This window comes from Oceanobacillus sp. GQ8, from assembly GCF_059758495.1.
The window spans coordinates 168,176-188,057 of the sequence record NZ_JCAXEV010000005.1 but is presented as its reverse complement, the minus strand read 5'-3'; the positions used below and the strand labels follow the sequence as shown (position 1 = coordinate 188,057).

At 39.3% G+C, this 19,882-nt stretch carries 23 protein-coding genes and 1 riboswitch; of the genes, 7 read left to right on the top strand and 16 right to left on the bottom strand.

What is annotated here, in order from left to right:
• Positions 1-32: 32 nt before the first annotated feature.
• The 10 genes from AC6CHS_RS16180 to AC6CHS_RS16135 all read right to left on the bottom strand — a co-directional run bounded on the left by AC6CHS_RS16180 (position 33) and on the right by AC6CHS_RS16135 (position 8,879).
• Positions 33-812: a TatD family hydrolase gene (locus AC6CHS_RS16180; protein WP_498237689.1), complete on the bottom strand. Its 780-nt coding sequence runs from the start codon at positions 810-812 to the stop codon at positions 33-35.
• Entirely contained in the window at positions 812-1,549 is a 738-nt protein-coding gene (locus AC6CHS_RS16175; RefSeq protein WP_498237687.1) for an ABC transporter ATP-binding protein, read from the bottom strand. The genes AC6CHS_RS16180 and AC6CHS_RS16175 overlap by 1 nt, the downstream gene beginning before the upstream one ends.
• On the bottom strand, positions 1,546-2,313 hold the full coding sequence (locus AC6CHS_RS16170; RefSeq protein ID WP_498237686.1) for an ABC transporter permease: 768 nt from the start codon (positions 2,311-2,313) through the stop codon (positions 1,546-1,548). The genes AC6CHS_RS16175 and AC6CHS_RS16170 overlap by 4 nt, the downstream gene beginning before the upstream one ends.
• A gap of 44 nt (positions 2,314-2,357) precedes the next feature.
• On the bottom strand, positions 2,358-2,648 hold the full coding sequence (locus AC6CHS_RS16165; protein ID WP_238020253.1) for a thiamine-binding protein: 291 nt from the start codon (positions 2,646-2,648) through the stop codon (positions 2,358-2,360).
• A gap of 19 nt (positions 2,649-2,667) precedes the next feature.
• A complete protein-coding gene (locus AC6CHS_RS16160) occupies positions 2,668-3,663 on the bottom strand; it encodes an ABC transporter substrate-binding protein (RefSeq protein ID WP_498237684.1) in 996 nt (331 codons plus the stop codon).
• Between the two features lie 111 nt (positions 3,664-3,774).
• Positions 3,775-3,884, bottom strand: a riboswitch (TPP riboswitch).
• Positions 3,885-3,973: 89 nt separating this feature from the next.
• Positions 3,974-5,314 carry a beta-N-acetylhexosaminidase gene (gene nagZ / locus AC6CHS_RS16155; RefSeq protein WP_498237682.1) on the bottom strand — a complete coding sequence of 447 codons (1,341 nt, stop codon included), beginning with the start codon at positions 5,312-5,314 and terminating at the stop codon, positions 3,974-3,976.
• 111 nt (positions 5,315-5,425) lie between these two features.
• Positions 5,426-5,725: a YerC/YecD family TrpR-related protein gene (locus AC6CHS_RS16150; RefSeq protein ID WP_498237681.1), complete on the bottom strand. Its 300-nt coding sequence runs from the start codon at positions 5,723-5,725 to the stop codon at positions 5,426-5,428.
• Between the two features lie 18 nt (positions 5,726-5,743).
• Entirely contained in the window at positions 5,744-6,790 is a 1,047-nt protein-coding gene (locus AC6CHS_RS16145; RefSeq protein WP_498237679.1) for a DUF3048 domain-containing protein, read from the bottom strand.
• Positions 6,791-6,835: 45 nt separating this feature from the next.
• Positions 6,836-8,578, bottom strand: coding sequence for an adenine deaminase C-terminal domain-containing protein (locus AC6CHS_RS16140; protein ID WP_498237677.1), 1,743 nt, complete (start codon positions 8,576-8,578; stop codon positions 6,836-6,838).
• Positions 8,579-8,627: 49 nt separating this feature from the next.
• Positions 8,628-8,879, bottom strand: a complete 252-nt coding sequence (locus AC6CHS_RS16135) for a hypothetical protein (RefSeq protein WP_498237675.1) — start codon at positions 8,877-8,879, stop codon at positions 8,628-8,630.
• Positions 8,880-9,061: 182 nt separating this feature from the next.
• Between AC6CHS_RS16135 and AC6CHS_RS16130 the strand changes: the two genes are divergently transcribed.
• From AC6CHS_RS16130 to AC6CHS_RS16110, 5 genes are all read left to right on the top strand, one after another.
• Positions 9,062-9,397 (top strand): hypothetical protein, encoded by a 336-nt coding sequence (locus tag AC6CHS_RS16130; RefSeq protein ID WP_498237673.1) that lies wholly within the window; start codon positions 9,062-9,064, stop codon positions 9,395-9,397.
• Positions 9,398-9,531: 134 nt separating this feature from the next.
• On the top strand, positions 9,532-10,083 hold the full coding sequence (locus AC6CHS_RS16125) for a DUF3267 domain-containing protein (protein WP_498237672.1): 552 nt from the start codon (positions 9,532-9,534) through the stop codon (positions 10,081-10,083).
• Positions 10,084-10,142: 59 nt separating this feature from the next.
• On the top strand, positions 10,143-10,703 hold the full coding sequence (locus AC6CHS_RS16120; protein WP_498237670.1) for a GNAT family N-acetyltransferase: 561 nt from the start codon (positions 10,143-10,145) through the stop codon (positions 10,701-10,703).
• Positions 10,704-10,769: 66 nt separating this feature from the next.
• On the top strand, positions 10,770-12,254 hold the full coding sequence (locus AC6CHS_RS16115; protein ID WP_498237668.1) for a UDP-N-acetylmuramoyl-L-alanyl-D-glutamate--2,6-diaminopimelate ligase: 1,485 nt from the start codon (positions 10,770-10,772) through the stop codon (positions 12,252-12,254).
• A gap of 91 nt (positions 12,255-12,345) precedes the next feature.
• Positions 12,346-13,029, top strand: a complete 684-nt coding sequence (locus AC6CHS_RS16110; protein WP_498237666.1) for a hypothetical protein — start codon at positions 12,346-12,348, stop codon at positions 13,027-13,029.
• Between the two features lie 44 nt (positions 13,030-13,073).
• On the opposite strand, the gene AC6CHS_RS16105 is transcribed toward AC6CHS_RS16110, so the two are convergent.
• Positions 13,074-13,511, bottom strand: coding sequence for an Lrp/AsnC family transcriptional regulator (locus AC6CHS_RS16105; protein WP_498237664.1), 438 nt, complete (start codon positions 13,509-13,511; stop codon positions 13,074-13,076).
• Between the two features lie 121 nt (positions 13,512-13,632).
• Between AC6CHS_RS16105 and AC6CHS_RS16100 the strand changes: the two genes are divergently transcribed.
• Both AC6CHS_RS16100 and AC6CHS_RS16095 read left to right on the top strand, forming a co-directional pair.
• Positions 13,633-14,043 (top strand): carboxymuconolactone decarboxylase family protein, encoded by a 411-nt coding sequence (locus AC6CHS_RS16100; RefSeq protein WP_498237662.1) that lies wholly within the window; start codon positions 13,633-13,635, stop codon positions 14,041-14,043.
• 58 nt (positions 14,044-14,101) lie between these two features.
• A complete protein-coding gene (locus AC6CHS_RS16095) occupies positions 14,102-14,656 on the top strand; it encodes a cysteine hydrolase family protein (protein WP_498237661.1) in 555 nt (184 codons plus the stop codon).
• A 115-nt stretch (positions 14,657-14,771) separates the two neighbouring features.
• Here AC6CHS_RS16095 and AC6CHS_RS16090 read toward each other — a convergent pair whose 3' ends face one another.
• From AC6CHS_RS16090 to purM, 5 genes are all read right to left on the bottom strand, one after another.
• Positions 14,772-15,221 (bottom strand): DUF1569 domain-containing protein, encoded by a 450-nt coding sequence (locus tag AC6CHS_RS16090; protein ID WP_498237659.1) that lies wholly within the window; start codon positions 15,219-15,221, stop codon positions 14,772-14,774.
• Between the two features lie 237 nt (positions 15,222-15,458).
• Entirely contained in the window at positions 15,459-16,697 is a 1,239-nt protein-coding gene (gene purD, locus AC6CHS_RS16085) for a phosphoribosylamine--glycine ligase (RefSeq protein WP_498237657.1), read from the bottom strand.
• 17 nt (positions 16,698-16,714) lie between these two features.
• Positions 16,715-18,247 carry a bifunctional phosphoribosylaminoimidazolecarboxamide formyltransferase/IMP cyclohydrolase gene (gene purH / locus AC6CHS_RS16080; protein ID WP_498237656.1) on the bottom strand — a complete coding sequence of 511 codons (1,533 nt, stop codon included), beginning with the start codon at positions 18,245-18,247 and terminating at the stop codon, positions 16,715-16,717.
• A gap of 28 nt (positions 18,248-18,275) precedes the next feature.
• A complete protein-coding gene (gene purN / locus AC6CHS_RS16075; protein WP_498237655.1) occupies positions 18,276-18,845 on the bottom strand; it encodes a phosphoribosylglycinamide formyltransferase in 570 nt (189 codons plus the stop codon).
• Positions 18,842-19,858, bottom strand: coding sequence for a phosphoribosylformylglycinamidine cyclo-ligase (gene purM / locus AC6CHS_RS16070; RefSeq protein ID WP_498237653.1), 1,017 nt, complete (start codon positions 19,856-19,858; stop codon positions 18,842-18,844). The genes purN and purM overlap by 4 nt, the downstream gene beginning before the upstream one ends.
• Positions 19,859-19,882: the final 24 nt, after the last annotated feature.

The following is a 19,882-nucleotide window of genomic DNA, read 5'->3' as shown; positions in this document are numbered from 1 at the left end:
ATTCACTCTCCAGCAATAAGAAAAACCCCACATTAATCTGTGAGGTTATAAAATTCCTTTGTATTCTTATATAGCTGGAGATAAACTTGCCCTATGTCGATCCTTTTTAAAAAGGCTATTTTTTCAACGATGCGATGCAGCATGTGAGGGTGGGTGAGCCTACCTTCAAATTCTCCTTCAAACGGCCATGGCCCGTCCGTCTCCACCATTATTTGCTCTAATGGATAAGCAGAAATCAATTGCTGAATTTCCGCTTCATACATGCAATCAGGTGTTATGGAAATATAATAGCCATTTTTAATCATTCGCTCTACTGTTTGCTTATCCCCCTTAAACCAATGAAAGTGCGCCTTTTTCACCTGATATTTTTCCAGTAGATCACAAACAACAGGTGCATCCTCATACACAGCGTGCAGCACAATAGGCTTATTAAGTTGGGCGGCTTTTCTGATAAACCGCTCCAAAAGATTAATGTACGCGCTCAGGTCTAATGCAGGATTTTCCTTTCGCATATAATACGGTAAGCCAACCTCGCCGATTGCCACGAATCTATGTTGTTCTTGATCAATTAATTCCCATAGCGCTTTCTGTTCTTCCTCAGTTGGCAATTCTTGCTCAGGATGGTAACCTATGGCCGGCTTTACCCGCACGTCCTCTTTCCCTATCTCTAATAGCCTTTGAGCAGACTGCAAGTGGTTCGACACACAAATCAGCGCCGCCACATTCGCATCATCTAAATCTTGCAATATCCTTTGCTGCTCTTGTTTGGTATACATATCCAAATGAATATGGGCATCGATAACAGCTCGCATTATGCTTCACTCCGCAACTCATGGTAAATTTGTTTTTTCCAATCCAAAAATTCTTCCGTCAGCACGAGGTCTTCCCGACGGGGGCGCTCGAAAGGAATTGTGAACTCCCGCTTCAATGTGGCGGGGTTGCTGGATAGCACTAATACTCGATCAGATAAGTAAATAGCTTCCTCTATATTGTGTGTAACAAATAAAACAGATTTACGGTTTTCTTCCCAAATGGACAGCAGCCATTTTTGCATGTCGAGTCTTGTAAATTCATCTAAGGCAGAAAATGGTTCGTCCAGACAAATGAAAGGCTGCGGACTTAGCAATGATCTAACAAAAGCAGCGCGCTGTCGCATACCACCGGACAACTGATGGGGGTAGGCATTTATATAATCTGCAAGACCTGCCCTCTCTAGCATGGCGCTTGCCCTCTCTTTATTAGGCTTTGCATGTAACTCTTCACCGAGAACGACATTATCGAGGACTGTACGCCATGGAAACAAAGAAGGGCTTTGTGGTGTATAGCTGATTTCCCCACGCTTTCCGTTAATGTTTTCTCCACCTAAATAAAATTCGCCCTCATCCGGTGTATATAAACCGCCAATTAAATGAAACAGTGTACTTTTCCCACTCCCAGAAGGCCCGAGCAAGGATACAAATTCACCTTCTTTTACAGAAAAGGAAACAGACTGAAGAACTTTTTTCTCCCCAAATGACTTGGATACCTCGCTTACCTTAAGTTCACTCATGATTTCGCCTCCTGTTCTGGTCGTCCTTTAATACAAAACTTTTCCAGTGCAATAATGAAACTAAAAAATAGTAAACATAACAGCATGATGAAAAATATCGCTACAAATACCCGGTCTGTTCTAAAAGAGGACTGTGCCAATGTCATATATACTCCGATGCCCTTGTTGGCACCTAGCCATTCCGAAATGACTGCTCCCATCACACTGTAAGTAGCAGATATTTTCAAACCAGAAAATACAGACGGCAACGCATGTGGCAATTCTAGCTTCGAAAAAACCTGCCGTTTTGATGCGCCTGCCATGTACATATAATGCTTCATCTCGGCATTTGTTTGACGGAATCCATCCAAGGCCGCTACCGCAACCGGGAAGAAACAAACAAGGGTAATGATAAATAATTTCGGTAAGACTCCAAATCCAAACCATATAATTAACAATGGTGCCAACACAATGATCGGGATATTCTGAGATAGAATAAGCAATGGATAAAACGCCTGCCGTATACGAGGCATCAAATGTAATAAGACAGCAATAAGTAATCCTATACTTGTACCAATTACAAACCCTAGTATTGATAGCTTTGTGGTTGAGACAAGATGATGTGCATAATTAGACCAGCTGCTTAACCCTTCTTCCATTATGGTCAATGGTGATGGCAGTAACCAAGCTGGAATGGCAAACAAACGACTGCTAGCTTCCCACAAAATAAGTAAAAGGATAACGACCAACACAGGACGCCATCCTTGTTCCACAATTTTTTTCATAATCATCAGGGTACTGCCAGAAGCAGTACCCTCCACCTCCATTCTTAACGGTATTTTTCCGTTAACACGTCCATCGATGCTCCATCTGGCTTGTAATAAACCTTCACTTGAGAAATAATGCTCGGACACCCAAGGCTGGCCATTTTTTCATTCATTTTTTCAATGATGGAAAATAACGCTGTCAGTTCCCCTTCCATTGTGGTCTCTAGCGGATTAACCTGATACTTTACTCCTGACTGTTCTATTACATCAATAGCCGCATCAACATATGGAATACTATCTTCGCCGTTTTTAGTTTTTGGGATAATTTGTATACTTACTAACGCATTTGCCATTATTCCTCACACTCCAATTCTATTTTTCTGGTAAAAATTCATTTGTATAGGCACTGCTCGCATCTAGTTCTTTTTCCAATAGTCCATTCTCATACATCCAATCTCCGTAATTCTGCCAAACCTTCTCGTCCTGCACTCCCCACTGGGAAGCATCCTCTTGATATTTCGGGGAGATCCATTCCTGACTTGCTTTTACCAATTCTGGGTCTATGTCAGGCACTGCCTCTATTAAAATATCAGCTGCTTTATCAGGGTTCTCGATTGCATACTCATATCCTTTCGCCACTGCCTTCATAAATGCTTGGATCGTTTCTGGATCGGATTCTATCAGACTTTCATTCGTGGTGATGACTGGCGTATAGTAATCTAGTTTGTCACTATAATCGGTTAAATATTGCATATTCAAATCAACATCGCGTAGCTCTGCTTCCACTCCAGTCCATCCATAATAGATCCAGGCAAAATCAACATCTCTTTCGACAGCCGTGAAAAAGTCGGTATTTCCCATGTTTATAATATTGACATCCTCTGCGCTGGCATCTTCCTGCTTCATCAATGAATCAATAACTGCCTTCTCGACAGGTGCACCCCAGCCGCCATATGTTTTTCCGGCGTAATCAGCAGGTGACGTAATTTCTTTATCCACAGGGGAAGCAAAGCCCGATGTATTATGCTGAATAATTGCAGCAAGTGAAACAATTGGGATGTCCTGGATACGTGCTTCGGTCACAGCTTCTTGTGCCCCTATCCCAAATTCCGCTTTTCCGGATGCCACCACCTGGTCTGCCCCTGATTCACCTGGCAAGGTGATCTCTACATCCAAACCTTCTTCTTCAAAATACCCTTCTGCTTGGGCAACATATAATCCTGTGTGGTTCGTATTCGGTGTCCAATCGAGCACCATTGTCACTTTCTTTAAACTGCTGTCCTCTTGATCATTTCCTGTTGCCTCTTGATTACAGCCTGCAATGATCAAGGTGAACAAGACAACCATACTAAGTAAAAGCTTTTTCATTCTTCCTTCCTCCTTTTTTGTTAAGACACATAATGCTGTTGTTTGGAGGAACATATTGTTTTCATGCACAAAAAAATGCGCTCAGGGCTCACCCAGGCGCATATATCGTCACATTCACTTCTATATGTTCCCTACGCTGGTTTAAGCCAGATCAGGTTCCAAGGGTCTATATCTTACGGATATGATCTCAACCAGCAACACTGGTCCCCCTACATCGAAACGTACTATTCAATTAACAACATTACACTATTACTCTGCCATAGATTGCTACAAAATACAAGTTAGGTCTAGATGAATTTTCCTTAGAATACTATTCATTTTCTTCAAGCTTATGAATTATTTCTTCGGATGACTGATTGATTTTATCCAGCTCTATATTGCTTGGAGAAGTAGTGGAAAGGTTGTATGTTTCTTTTAGGTGTAAAATTCTCTCCACACTCTCATCGATTCTTTCTTCCTTAATAGCTCCACTTTCCACAGCCTTGGTTAAACTATGAACAGCTTTCAATTTATTTTCATCACCATGGCATACTAAAACAATATCATTTCCCGCTTGAACCGCTTTTACGGTAGCATCACCTATGTCATAATTTTCTAGAATAGCCCCCATTGTCATATCATCGGTTATGGTTACTCCGTCAAATCCCAATTCACCTCTTAAAATAGTGGTCACCACATTTTTAGATAAGGAAGAGGGATATTCACTATCTATCTCAGGTAACAGTATATGTGCAACCATCGTCATATCAGCCTGGTAATCAATCGCTTTTTGGAATGGTACCAATTCCATTTCTCGGATGCTTTCCAAACTATTATGCACTACAGGTAACCCCAAGTGGGAATCCACATCTGTATCCCCGTGGCCAGGAAAATGTTTGATGACGGGAATGATGCCTTTTGATTGGATACCCTTCATCTCTTCAACGCCCATATCCGAAACAATCTCCTTGTTATCTCCAAAAGATCTCTTTCCGATAATAGGGTTCTCTGGGTTACTATTAATATCCATAACAGGGGCCATTGTTACATTAAACCCGAATGCGTTTACCCTTTCTCCAATCGCTTCCCCAACTTGGTATGCAAGCTCCGTATTATTAAGATCACCAATCTCTTTACTGTCTGGTAAATTTACTATTTTGGGAGGCATTCTTGATACAACCCCACCTTCTTCATCTACAGAAATAAAAAGAGGGATATCTTGAGAATCAGCGTTCAATTCCTTTAGTTCCCTGTTTAAATTTAATAATTGTTTTGAGTCGGTAATGTTCCTTCCAAACAAAATGACTCCGCCGATATGATTTTCTTGTATGAAATTCTTCGTTTGATCATTCACTTGGGTACCTTCAAACCCAAACATAAGCATCTGGCCCACTTTTTCTTCAATTGTCATAGAAGAGATCTTATCTTGGACTGCTTCTTTCATTGCATCTAATGAGGATTCTTCGGAGTCCTTTTCGTCTTCTTCTGTAGCATTATCTTGGGCACTGCTTTTGTCTTCGTCTTCCTTACCATCACCCTTATTGCCTTGCTCTGATTGGTTTTCATGATCCACACCGTTTTCGGTATTCTGGGAACACCCCACCAACGTGATGATAAAAGTCAGAGCTAAACAGAACCCTATCGCTTTCCAATTATTGTTGTACTTTTCCATGATATCCTCCCATGTTTAGCGGTCTGATGTAATCTTATGTGTTAGCTATATCTCATCTTCTTAAGTATAAGCAAAGAGATGTTGGGCTATGACCCAGCATCTCTTTGTTTGTCACTTCTCTTCATCGGTAAGTCGGTCTAAGACCATCTTATATCCTTCGCTACCATAATTAATGCATCTACGCACACGCGATATGGTTGCAGTTGAAGCATTCGTTTCCTGTTCAATCACCGTGTAGGTACGGCCTTCAGTTAGCATTCTTGCCACTTGTAGCCGTTGGGAGATGGCATGGATCTCCGACATAGTCGCAATATCATCAAAAAAGCGGTAGCATTCTTCCCGGTCCTTTAGTGTAAGAATTGCATCGAACAATTGATCGAGCTGTTCTCCTCGTAGTTTATCTATTTGCACAAACAAGCCCTCCTGCTTCTAATTAGTTATGTTGACGGACTCGGTTAATCCAGGACTGGTAGGAATAACATTGATCCAAGTTTTCCCTTGGACAAAGCCCACTATTTCTCCATCCTTTACAGGAACAATTCTTCCTTCTCTATTCTCCCATTGCAATTGTTGTACTTTCCCTTTTTGCAAAAGGTATGCATTTCCGCCCGATTCCATGTCGACGGCCCTCCGTCCAGCATCATCAATCACTTCATGTGGGGTTTCCACTATAAATACATTAGCTGCCTGTATAGACTCTTCTGTGTTCAGTTCTACTGTTTGTTCACGGTCATTATAGCGCGTGTACACTTCATCGCTTGCACTATAGTCATATTCGACAATTTCCATTGGTTGATCGGAATAAACAATTTCTGCATGCTGAGCTGGGTCACCAGAAATCTCCTTATCGCTTTTCACAAAAGTAAGTGGCTCAATATCAGCAGTTGTCTCATAGCCTTTACTTGCGGCAACGTCATATACAGCCCCGAGCTGTAAATAGGAATTGTGTGGCGCCTTACGGAATGATTCTCGCTTGAATAAGTTACCATCATTATCATATAGGGATCCATTTAAATGTTCAATTCCTCTGTTCATAATCATATCATTAACAAAATTTGCTGCCCCGTGATAAACATAAAGTGCGTTATAGTCATTGGCCAAATTGAAATAATATTCCCGTGCACTTCTTACAGGCCCAACAACATCCGGCATTTCACTTTGAAACATAGCAAGAAAACGTGTAATCTGCCCTTCAGCTAATATTTCAAACACAAGATCCGCTTTAGACAATCCGGTTTGCGGCCTTGCCTTGGAATGATTATTCACCATCACACCGACAATGCGGTTATCAGTGGGGTCCTCTATTGCCACTCCTGTCAAAGGAGCTACGATTTCTTCCGACTCCGACACATCCGGTTGGTCTGTCTTCTCCTGCATGTCTATATCTTTCGTTTCATTGTTCTCCGCTTCTTGTTTTTCGGAGCAACCAACTAACAAGATGAATGCAAAGACCAGCATCCATACGATTTTCTTCATTTTTTCACAACACCCTTGTTAACTTAGATTTTCCTCCATTATACGCTAACACATGGTCGCTGGGAATAGCACTGCTTTTTTCTTCACGTCCACAATCCCCTGCTGTGTTATCCGAATGTGAGGAAGGTGTGTTGAAGATAAGAAAAATATCGAGTAAACCGGATCTGAAAAAGGATAACCATATTCTACTAATATCGTTTTAAGCTGCTTTTCCTTCTCTATTAAGTCCCGCATGTTTCCATCATACATAGTGCCCGATAGTGTGAGTGGGATCTGCAGTAAAATTTCCCCTTCATGGACGATCACAATTCCTCCGCCTAATTCCTTTAATAGATTGCCTGCTAAGATAATATCGGCTTTACTTTTTCCAATAAAGATGAAGTCACCTGTCGTAGAATAAGAGCTTGCCATACCGCCAAGACGATCTGTGAAACCACGTATGGTCGTATTGACGCGCCATTTCCCTTTACGATCTAGTAGGAGAAGGAAAGCATCCTTCTTCGTTTCTGGTAACTGTTCTGTTGCAATGTCTGTATCAATCGCATACGGTTTTATAATGACATCATTCACCATATCAAGTCCGATAGGCACAGAAAACTGCAGTTCATTTTCTGTAAGCTCCCAATCATAGGTTAGTTTCCCTATCCCATATTCTTCCCAATTCACTACATTGGAAATCTCTTGGGGGCTATGATTCTTTACAATCCACTGTCCTTTAGCCAAAACACTTTCAGGGTGCGGATTATCCTTATCTGAAAGAATATTGATATTGGCAATTCGACCTGGTGCAATGCTTCCAAGTTGCTCCTCTAAGCTAAGATGTTTTGCTGCATTATAGCTTGCCATCATATAGGCTTCTTCAATTGGTACGCCTTTTTCTATCGCAATCTCAATACAAACGTTCATCATGCCATCTTCATAGAATCCTGGCGTAGCTCCATCCGTGGTCATTGTAAGATTATCATAGCTTTTTAGATTCATAGCCAGCAATTCCTCAAGCAACTTCGGCAAATCTGGACGAATAGATGAATAGCGCAGTCCTACCTGATAACCAAGGCGCAACCTACGAATAACATCATCACCTGTCATGGATTCATGATCTGCATTTACACCCAATAGCTTCATCTTAGTTAATGTTTTTTCAGAGGCTCCAGGCAAATGCCCTTCTACTGGCTTGCCTTGACGTTTTGTTTCCTGTATCCAATGCAGAAGCCGATCGTCTCCTGCTAGTAAATCAGGCCATGAGGTCAGCTCTCCCCCCTGAACGACAGCTGGGTGCTTTATCCATGAAAGGATCTCCTGCGTATTAAAAAGTTGTGTATCATCTTTCAATTCGGTTTGCGCATCAAAGCGTGCCCACCAATACATGGAGACAGGATGCTTTTGTAGTTCATTTAATAAAGAAAACGCTTTCTTTTTCTTCAATAACAATAACCATAAAATGTTGTCATTTACTAGTGTTGTAGTTCCTGTTTGTGCTACATGATTCGCGAGCTGTTCAGGATTATATAATTGGAACGGGTGGGCATGTGGCTCGATATATCCTGGAACAAGATACTTCCCTGCACAATCCATTGTTTCTATATCCTCAGTATTAACAGGAAGCTTTTCCCCTACATAGACAATGCGATCATCAACAATCCAAATGTTTGCTGAGATCCACTCTTTCGTATAAGCATTTAAATAAACAGCATTCGTTAAAAGCAGGTCAGGCTTATCCAATCCATCAATCACGCTGACATGCTTTCTCAGTTCACGGTTTCTCCAGTAATAACCATTCTCTAACATAGACAACGCTCCAATACTTCTTTTTCTTTATTTTACCATACATAACACTTTAACACTGTAAAGTTACCATTAAATTGGTATGTCCATTTTGTGAATTATTTTGGGGTGGTGCGTCGGTTGGTGCTGTGGTTCCACTTTGCGATGCTGTGGTTCCACTTTGCGATGCTGTGGTTCCACTTTGCGATGCTGTGGTTTCACTTTGCGGTGCTGTGGTTCCACTTTTGGGTGCTGTCGTTTCACTTTGCGATGCTGTCGTTTCACTTTCTTCGCTATAAATGCTTGGAATAGTAACTCCCTTCATTAGCACTATATCAGTGGTTTCGTGCTATCGTCGTAATCATATAATCATATTAGAAAAATCTAATATCGGTATTACAATATGGTAAAATATAGTTAAAAACATCTAATAATATGCTCTTCAGCTAACAACTTAGTCATTCGATTAATGGGTATGTACTTAGAGACTTAAGGTGGCTATTCAAAATGGTATTTGAATTTGGAAATTCTGCTATTGTTTTACCCCCTTTACACATTACGGTTATTGCTATTATCGTCATTTTCTTTTTAGTAAGGTGGAGTAAACAATTAGAAACCAAACGTTCTAGAGTGTTTTTTTACTTTCTAATTAGCACTTACATTACTCCAATTTATTCCCAAGTTACTGAAGAGGGTATATTTGAATTATGGATCCCCTTGGGTTTTATAGCCGTTATCCTATACTTGTTTCTTAACAAAAGAAACCACCCTTCAAAATTGAAAGCAAGTATTTTAGGATTTTGCATAGCAATTTATCAGTTAATCCTCCAATATGTCGGTTAGTTCTATTAATGACTGTAAAATCTAATGGTGATCCTATTGTTGGTTACGTTTTGGGAGAGGACAACTGAACTTAGACGCTATTTGTAGGCGTGTATCTATTAAATTACTTATAAACATTTAGGAGAGAAGGATAATTGTATTCAAATTACGAAAAATCAAAGTCTCTGAATTGGGAAGAAATTAAAATTCCTAGGATAATAAATATAGTTACAATTGGCCTTATTGTGATTAGTACCCTGATTGTACAATATTTGGTGCCACTCCTTGAATTATTTGATTTAATAAAACAAATTCCTTTTTTGATACTTGCATTCCCTCTTATAGCATTTGTGTATACCGTTTTACACGAATTGACACATGGAATTTTGATGAGATATTACAGTGGAGTAAGCCCACAATACGGCTTTAGCGGACCTTTTATATTTGCTAAAAGTGAAGCGATTTTCACAAAAAATGCATACATAATAATAACCCTGGCACCTATGATTGTTTTTGGAGTTATTTGTTCGTTGCTATTTTTTATCATTTCAGGAGCAGGAATCTGGTTTACCTTATTTGTGTGGGTAATTAACCTTTATGCTTCAAGAGGTGACTTACAGGCAGTAATTTTATTAAAGGGACTTACAAGTACATATAGTATAAAAGATGATGGTGATTCGGTTCATATATTAAAACAAATATACTGATTAATTTTATGCAAAGTAACTAGTATGAGGTTTAAACTTAAACAATGGAGGAATTTATTATGAAGCTTAATCCAAAAAAGTATCATGTTAATAATTTACATTATACTGTTAGGTCTGCCAAAGAAAAGGATGCTAAAAGCTTGTCTGAACTGCGCCTCCAGATTGATGGGGAAACAGAGAATCTAGATAGAGAAAAAGGCGAGGCATACATAGATGAGCCAAACTTTAAACAAATTATTGCAGAGGATACCGACACTACTAATAACTTATTTTTAGTTGTAGAAGTTAATGAGAAGATTGTAGGATTTTCCAGGTGTGAAGGGAACAAATTAAAAAGAACTTCTCATAAGGTAGAAATCGGAGTCTGTGTATTAAGAGACTACTGGGGTTACGGTATAGGAAAAAACCTCTTAGGAGAGTCTGTTCGTTTGGCTGACTCGAATGATATTAAAAAGATGACTTTACATGTGCTTGAAACAAATGATAAAGCTATAATTCTGTATAAAAAATATGGTTTTGAAGTGGAAGGTATTTTAAAAAAGGACAAATTTCTGTCTGATGGTAATTACTATAATACTGTTGTTATGGGACGATTTAAACGCGAAAATACCAGTTATTAAACTTAAGGTAAGCCCAAATTAAAAGATCATTGTATCGTAATATAATTCTTAGAGAGGTGCCCTAATTTGAGACTAAAAGAAATAGCAAACCTATTTATGATTAAAGAAACACAAGGGAACATGAATGTTGATATTACAGGGTTACAAATGGATTCTAGAAAAATAGAGCAGGGAAATTTGTTCATCTGTGTACCTGCTATTGAAGGCTTCCTAGAAGACCGACACCTTTTTGCAGCGGAAGCAGTTAGGAACGGAGCGGTTGCACTAGTCGTCGAAAGAGATGTGGACATAAATGTGCCGAAAATATTTGTTAAAGATGCAAGGCGTGCAATGGCAGTTATTGCTTCTTATTTTTTTAATTATCCTTCAAATGAGATGAAACTGATAGGGATTACAGGAACAAACGGAAAAACCACTACCTCATTCATTATTGAAAAGATTTTTTCCGACTATGGTTTTAATACAGGATTAATGGGAAACAACGGCATAAAAATAGCTCAGCAAAAGTATCCAACTGATATAAACACACAAGAGCCCCCTATCCTACAAGGCAACCTCCGAAAAATGAGAGATTACGATACGGATTATTGTGTAATGGAAGTATCATCCCAAGGGTTAGATATGGGACGTATCATAGGCTGTAACTTTAGAACGGCTATATTTACAAATCTTACGCAAGATCACTTGGATTATCATAAGAGTTTTGAAGAATATAGAAAAACGAAAAGTCATTTGTTCTCAAAACTTGGAAACTCATTAACCGCAAATGAAAGGAAATATGCAATATTAAATGAAGATGATCCTCATTTTGAATACTTTAAAAAGGCAACATCTGTAGAAATTATTACATATGGAATTAACAGTCAATCTGATGTTACAACTAAAGGTATTAGGATGACATCCCAAGGATTTCATTTAGTAATAAATACCTTTAAAGGAGACCTTGAGTTGGATCTCCAATTAATTGGACGGTTCAATATTTATAATGCGTTAGCAGGTATAGCAGCGACATTGGTTGAGGGCATTCCACTTGACAGTATAAAGAGAAGTTTATCACAAATTAAAAGCATTGATGGTCGAATGGAGATAATTGAGGAAGGACAAGATTTCCTCGTGTTGGTTGATTATGCACATACACCTGATGCTTTGGAAAATGTACTTAAAACGGTTAAAGAGTTTGCAGAAAGTAACATAATTACTGTGTTCGGTTGTGGAGGAGATCGTGATACAGCAAAGCGTCCTATTATGGGAGAAATCGCTAGTAATTACAGTGACTTTGTAATTATTACCTCTGATAATCCACGCTCAGAGAATCCCTTAGAAATAATTGGTGACATCGAAAAAGGCATTAAAAAAATTGGCTCCTCTAGCTATGAAGTGTCGGTTAATCGAGAAGAAGCTATTAAAAGAGCTATCAATATGGCTAATTCTAAAGATGTTGTTATTATTGCAGGAAAAGGACATGAGACCTATCAATCAATTAAAGATAAAACGATTGAATTTGATGATAGAGCAATAGCTCGTAACTATTTAATACAAAAAGAATGTTAATTTAATGGTAACTTAGGAAATGAATCTCCTTGAAGGGAATGTATAAAGAAGACAAACGAAGCAATCTAGTCTAACCTAGGAGATGTTATAAATGAATACTTTTATTGTTATCCTAATCATACTTTGGTTGGTAGCAACTATTTTCAGATTTGTTATTAGAAATCTTGGAGAAAATAAGGAAACAAGTAAAAAAAGAAAAAGGAACTGTAACATTTTCAGCAGACTAAAATTGCTAAGTCTCCCACAAAAGATATTTATTGTTACAGTAGCGTTAGTTGATTTACTAGTTATTTTATTATCAAATCAAAATTATTACTTTATTTTCCTTAAGCCAACAAGCTTTATTATCCCAACCTCCCTTGCATTAGTTGCCATTTTTGTTTTATTAAAAGGGTTAAAACTAGTAAAGTTCTGGGGACCAATAATTGCAGTTTTAGTATTGCTTCTTTTAGTTCCATTCGCCTTTATACATTTAATAGTAGATTTGAGTAATTCTTATGAAGCTACAGAGTCTCCAAAAGGTGAAGACATCGTAATTATAGAGCATAGAGACGCAACCCTCGGGGAGACACACCACTTCTATAATTTTTATATTAAAACTAACTTTCTTGGATTAATGAAGCAATTAAATAGTGAACAATTACAGATTATAACCACTAGGAGCCAAGCCGACAATTTAGAAGTATTAGGAGTGGATAATGCTAAATGGGTTGATAGTGAATATGTTACTTTTCGCTCTCCTTATGCAGTAACTAAACTAAATTTGAAGGATTGATTACTAATGAGAATACCCTTTCCATATTTTATATATGGAAAGGGTTAAGTGTTAGTTCGAGTAACTGTAGGAACTTTTGAAAAGATAAAATGTGTTACCGTCTGTGCATATGGGTTTACTTCATCAATAAATTGCTCCGCTTCTGAAAAGTTCTCAAAGTGCATTTTTAACATATAACACGCATTTCCGGCAATACGATAACAAAACTCTACGTTTGGAAGTTTCTGAATTAAATTTTTAAATGACTTATAGTTGCCGTTTTTGATTGTTGCTTCAATAATACATTGTATAGATAGACCCAATTTCTCAAAGTCAATTTCTAATGTATAATCTTTTATAATGCCCAATGATTCCATCTGCCTAACCCGTTCTGTTACAGAAGGGGAAGATAAATTAACTCTTCTTCCGAGCTCACTCATAGATAAACGACTATTATTAAGTAATTCATCTAATATCATCCTATCAATATTATCAGTTTTCATTTTTTAAACTTTCCCCTCATAATCGTTAATTTTAAAAAGTATTTCCCAATAATTATTTACTATTTTAATGTTATTTAACAATTTAACCCTCTATAATTAATATAACAAAGGGGGATTTTAAATGGCAAGAATCAAGGAATCAAATTTTGGAGATACACCATTTCAACGACTTTTGGGACATAACATAGAAGTAATGCAAGGGTGGACTCAACTGGGAAATGTAGTAGAAAAAGAAGGGTTGCTATCTGTCGAATTAAAAGAACAAGTAAGGAGAACATTAGCTCAAAGTAATGGATGTGAGTATTGTAAAGCGAAAGGTAAACCCGATTGGGATAAGTTTGATGAAAAAATATCTCTTGCGGTTGGGTTTGCGGAGGTTTTTTTAAAACAAAAGGGTGACATACCAAATTCAACTTTTGAAATTTTGCATGGAGGCTTTACTGAGGAAGAAATAAGTGAGCTTTGTGCATTTATTTCTTTTACTTCTGCTTCACAATATTTTGGAGCAATGATGAAATTAAACCCACAATGAACAACAGAATAAGTGAAGTCAGCATTTAAAGTGAAAGAATATTTTCGGGGGGAACAGTATGGAAAAGAAGGCTTTAATCATAGTAGATGTACAAAAAGCATTTGATGATAAAAAATGGGGAGAGCGAAATAACCAAAATGCCGAAGAAAACATTAGCAGGATATTGAAATTATGGAGAGAAAAAGATTGGAAGGTTATATACATACAACATATGTCTGATGATCCTACGTCGGTATTTCACCCTAACAATGAGGGATATGCTATAAAGGAAATTGTTGAGCCTGAAAGTGAAGAGTTAATTATAACAAAGAAAGTTAATAGTAGCTTTATTGGTACAGTTTTAGAAGCGTTTTTAAAAACAAATAAATTTACAACTGTTGTAATAACTGGCCTGACTACGCCACATTGTGTATCAACAACCACAAGGATGAGTGGTAATTTGGGCTTTAATACATACTTAGTTTCGGATGCAACAGCATCATTTGGTATACAGGATCAAAATGGAAAATATTATGATGCAGAATCCATACATAATATTTCTATAGCTACATTGCATGATGAATTTGCTACAATTCTTACAACAGAACAACTTATTAGTAAATTTATTAAATGAGCTTAATCAGCTAACGGGGGCGTTAATCGAAGATGGATTAACGCTCTTTTTATTGAAATTACTGCCCTAACTAAGCAGTACTTTAAGACGGTACTGTCTAATTAAACTCCTACCACTAGACACCAAATTGCTTTAAATGGTGGTCAAGATGTTTATAGATTCCTTTTCCCCATTGTTCGGAAGTCAGATTTCCGAAAAAAGGATGCGGGTGACTTGTACAAGTGTCTGGTCCATTCTTTTGAAATGTTATAATTTTTTGCTTCAGTTTTTCTCTTTCTATTTCAAAATCTTTTATACTTGTAATTAATATAGATGGAATAGTAGACATATTTTGGGCTAAAGGTTTGTCATTATAAAAAATGGGCTTTGCAAATCCACCCACTAATAGCCCTAGCCAACCTCGTGGGGGTAAAGAATATCCCATTGCGATATCTTGGAAAGATGAGCAATGAGCTAACATTTGAGAGACATCCATTTCTCCCCATTGCGGTTCTGAATTTATTTTTAAGTTTTCGATACGTTCTAATATTTCATCTGTATATGTGATATCAAAAATATTATTCATTAGAATGCTCCTTTAGTTTTTGATTTTAATTAATTATTGCTTTTGATATTTAATATATGATTCAACGTAAACGTTATTTTCTCCTTCTTTACTCATGGTTTCTACAGTCTGATAAGTTCTATAAACTAAAGCCCGTATAAAGAAATGATATTGCTATTTCAATTCACATATGGTCTTGCTAAATTTAAGTTGGGATACAAAAAGCTTAAGGACACCTAAATGCCCTCAAGCTTTTTCCTATTTCCCTATATCCGTTCTATAAAAATAATCCTTACCATTCACGACTGGAGCGAGGGCCTGATACACCTTCTCACGAGCCAATTCAAAACTATTTTCTTTAGCCCCAACAAGTAGCACTCGACCGCCATCAGAAACAAGGTTGCCGTTCACCTGTTTGGTTCCGGCGTGTACGGTATACGTATCCGATTCACTTAATGCCGGAATATCTACTCCCTTGGCATAGGAGCCAGGGTAACCTTGGGAAGCCAGAACCACCCCAACACATGCAGCTTCAACCCACTGCAGTTCAGGATCTTTGCCATCGATTACATCAAGAATCACTTGATCTAGATCATTTTTTAGCAGTGGTAAAACAACCTGCGTTTCAGGATCACCGAATCGGGTATTAAATTCAATGACCTTGGGGCCGTCTTCTGTCATCATCAGCCCAGCATAAAGAATGCCTGTGAAAGGTCGTCCTTCCTCCATCATGCCATCAGCTGTTTTTTGCAAGATTTCTTTCATTGCAAAATCAAGATGATCTTCAGTAACATCAGGAACTGGGGAAAACGCACCCATGCCGCCTGTATTAGGCCCTTCATCGTTATCAAAAGCACGCTTATGGTCACGAGCCGGCACCATTGGATAAACATTACGTTCATGAACAAAAGCCATTAAAGAAAATTCTTTTCCGGATAAAAACTCTTCAACCACAATTTTTGCTCCGGCATCCGCAAATGCTTTTTCCACTAGTATTTCGTCCACCGCAGCCAATGCTTGCTCTTTCGCTTCGGCTACGATAACCCCTTTACCAGCTGCCAATCCGTCCGCTTTGATTACAATGGGGGCGCCTTGTTTTTCAATATACTCTTTGGCCTTGTCGGCTGAGGTGAAAGTAGCATAAGCCGCTGTGGGCACAGCATATTTGTTCATAAATTCTTTGGCAAAGCTTTTACTTCCCTCAAGCAGTGCTGCAGCTTTTTGTGGTGCAAACACCTGCAGGTTAGCTTCGATAAAACGGTCGGCAATCCCTTCATTCAGTGGGTTTTCCGGTCCAACTATCGTTAAATCAATCTGCTCTTCTTTAGCAAACGCAACAAGTGCCTCGATGTCCATTTCGTCAATTCCGATACACTCTGCCTGCTGCATTCCGGCATTGCCGGGAGCAGCATAGATTGTGGAAACACGCTCACTTTCCGCAAGCTTCACCACAATGCTGTGCTCGCGTCCACCACTGCCGATTACGAGAATATTCATCCCTTCGCATCCCTTCCTTAATGTTTGAAATGGCGCATTCCTGTATAAACCATGGCAATACCATGCTCATCACATACATCGATGGAGTCTTGATCACGCTTTGACCCACCTGGTTGAATAATTGCCGTTACGCCAGCTGCCACGGCTGCTTCCACTGTATCTGGCATTGGGAAAAATGCATCCGATGCGAGCACTGCTCCATTAGCCTTGTCACCAGCTTGTGTGATTGCAATCTGTGCGGAACCGATCCGATTCATCTGGCCAGCACCAACCCCAACTGTCTGGTTGTCTTTTGCTAAAACAATCGCGTTTGATTTCACATGCTTAACAGCTTTCCATGCAAACAATAAATCTGTAAGCTCTTTGTCGCTCGGCTGACGTTTTGTTAGGAATGTTAATGCTTCTTTTGCAACTTCTCCAGCATCATTGTCCTGTACAAGCATTCCACCTTTTACTGTTGTCAGCTTGTGGTAGCCACGATCCCCATCTTGCATCGGTAGGTCAAGCAGGCGGATGTTTTTCTTTTGTGTCAATATTTCCATTGCTTCGTCCGTAAAGCCTGGTGCAATTACAATCTCCAGGAAAATTTCACTCAGCTGCTTTGCTGTTGGTTCATCCACTTCACTATTTACTGCGACGATTCCACCAAAAATGGAAATAGGATCTGCTTCATATGCTTTTGCGAATGCAGACGACAGGTTATCTGAAACGCCAATTCCACATGGATTCATATGTTTTACTGCAACAGCAGTAGGCTCTTTGTATTCAGACAGGATTTCAAGTGCAGCATTGGCATCCTGAATATTGTTAAAGGAAAGTTCCTTGCCGTGTAATTGTGTTGCAGCAGCAAGGCTCCACCCTTTGTGAAGCGGGTTTTGATAAAATGCTGCTTCTTGGTGAGGGTTTTCTCCATAACGAAGGGATTGTACCTTCTCGTATGTAACGGTATATGTTTCTGGAAAGGCTTCTTTCGTTTCTTCAGAAAAATAACGCGCGATCATGGCATCATAATTTGCTGTGTGCTGGAAAACTTTAGCTGCCAGTTTTTTACGTTCTGCCTTTCCAAAGGAATCTGCACGCAATCCTGCAATTACTGTTTCATAGTCAGAAGGATTTACAACCACTGCAACGTCTGCAAAATTCTTCGCGGCTGCCCGTAGCATTGTCGGACCACCAATATCAATGTTCTCAATAATTCCATCACCTGATACGCCTTCTTTTTGTAACGTTTGTTTGAAAGGATATAGGTTTACAACGACCATATCGATTGGCGCAATATTGTTTTCTTCTAACTGATTCATATGATCGGCATCAGAACGTTTTGCCAGAAGTCCTCCATGAATAAAGGGATGTAATGTTTTTACACGCCCACCCAAAATTTCTGGAAATCCCGTTATTTCGTCCACTGCTTTCGCAGGAATGCCTGCTTCTTTTAATGCTTTTAACGTTCCACCAGTTGATAGGATGTCGTAATCAAGGTCCACGAGCCCTTGAGCAAATGTGGTAATGTTTGTTTTATCGGAAACACTGATTAAAGCTTGCTTCTTCATTTTTTCCCCTCATTTCATTTTCGTTATGTTATGTATTTTGGTCTAAAAGCTGGCGGATGACGGTAGGGTAAAGCTTGTGTTCTACTTGTTGGATACGTTTCTTGAGTATCTCTTCCGTATCTTCCGGGTAAAGTTCAACGGATTCCTGGGCAATAATTGGCCCCGTGTCAATGCCTTCATCGATAAAATGGACTGTTACCCCTGTCGTATCGACTCCTGCCTGATACGCCTGTCCAATCGCATCCTTGCCCGGAAATGCCGGGAGTAATGACGGATGGATGTTGACTATTCTTCCTTCAAAAGCTCCAAGAAGATCTGGTCCCACAATGCGCATATAGCCAGCTAGGAAAATCCACTCGACACCAGCCTTATCTAGCTCCTGAATTAACTTTTGTTCATAGATAGCTTTCGACGCATAGGCTCTTGGTTCAAAATCAAGGACCTGTACATTAAATTGCTCTGCTTTTTTTATTACTGTGGCACCAGGCTTATCACAAACGAGCAAGGCAACTTCAATTGGCAGATCATCGGCTTCCATTATCGCCTGAAAGTTGCTCCCTGTTCCTGATGCGAACACAGCGGCTTTGGTTTTCTTCATGAGCTAAAGTGCACTCCTTCATTTGGCACAACGGTTCCAATTATCGAAGCTTCTTCGCCATTTTGGAGTAGTTCTGCTATAACCCTCTGGGCATCATCACGATTCACAACAAGCGCCATTCCTATTCCCATATTAAAGACGCCGTACATTTCCGCTCCTGCAATATTTCCATGTTTTTGCAAAAAGGGGAAAATTTCAGGTACATCCCAGCTATTGGAGTCAATCTGGACGCCGAGTCCGTTTGGCAACATGCGTGGAAGATTTTCATAAAACCCGCCACCCGTTATATGGGAAATTCCTTTGACTGTATACTTTTCAACTACCTTTGTAACAGTTTTGGCGTAAATTTTTGTCGGTGTTAACAGCACCTCACCAAGCGGTTTCTGCAAATTGTAGTTTTCCTCTAAATCCAGATCAGCTACGATTTGGCGGACAAGCGAATACCCATTTGAGTGAATGCCGCTTGATGGGAGCCCGATAACGACATCCCCTTCCGCAATGGCTTCACCTGTAACCAGTTTTTCCTTTTCCGCAATCCCTACCACAAATCCTGCAAGGTCGTATTCCGACGGGGCATACATGCCAGGCATCTCCGCCGTTTCGCCACCAATTAGTGCAGCACCTGCATCCACACAACCTTGGGAGATCCCTGCGACGATTTGCTCAATCATTTCTGGGTCGTTTTTGCCACAAGCAATGTAATCTAAAAAGAAAAGCGGCTGAGCACCTTGAGCGACAATATCATTCACGCACATCGCAACAAGATCTATTCCAACAGAATCATGTCTGTTTAGGTCAAAGGCAAGCTTAAGTTTCGTGCCAACACCATCTGTGCCGGAGACCATTACTGGTTCTTTAAATTGAAAAGATGTCAGTTCAAACAAACCAGCGAATGAACCAATTCCCCCAAGCACTTCTGGTCTGGTTGTTTTTGCTATATGCTTTTTCATTCTTTCTACTGCCTCATATCCCTTTTCCACATCTACTCCGGCATTTTTGTATACTTCTGACATGGTTTGGCCACTCCTTTTTTATCT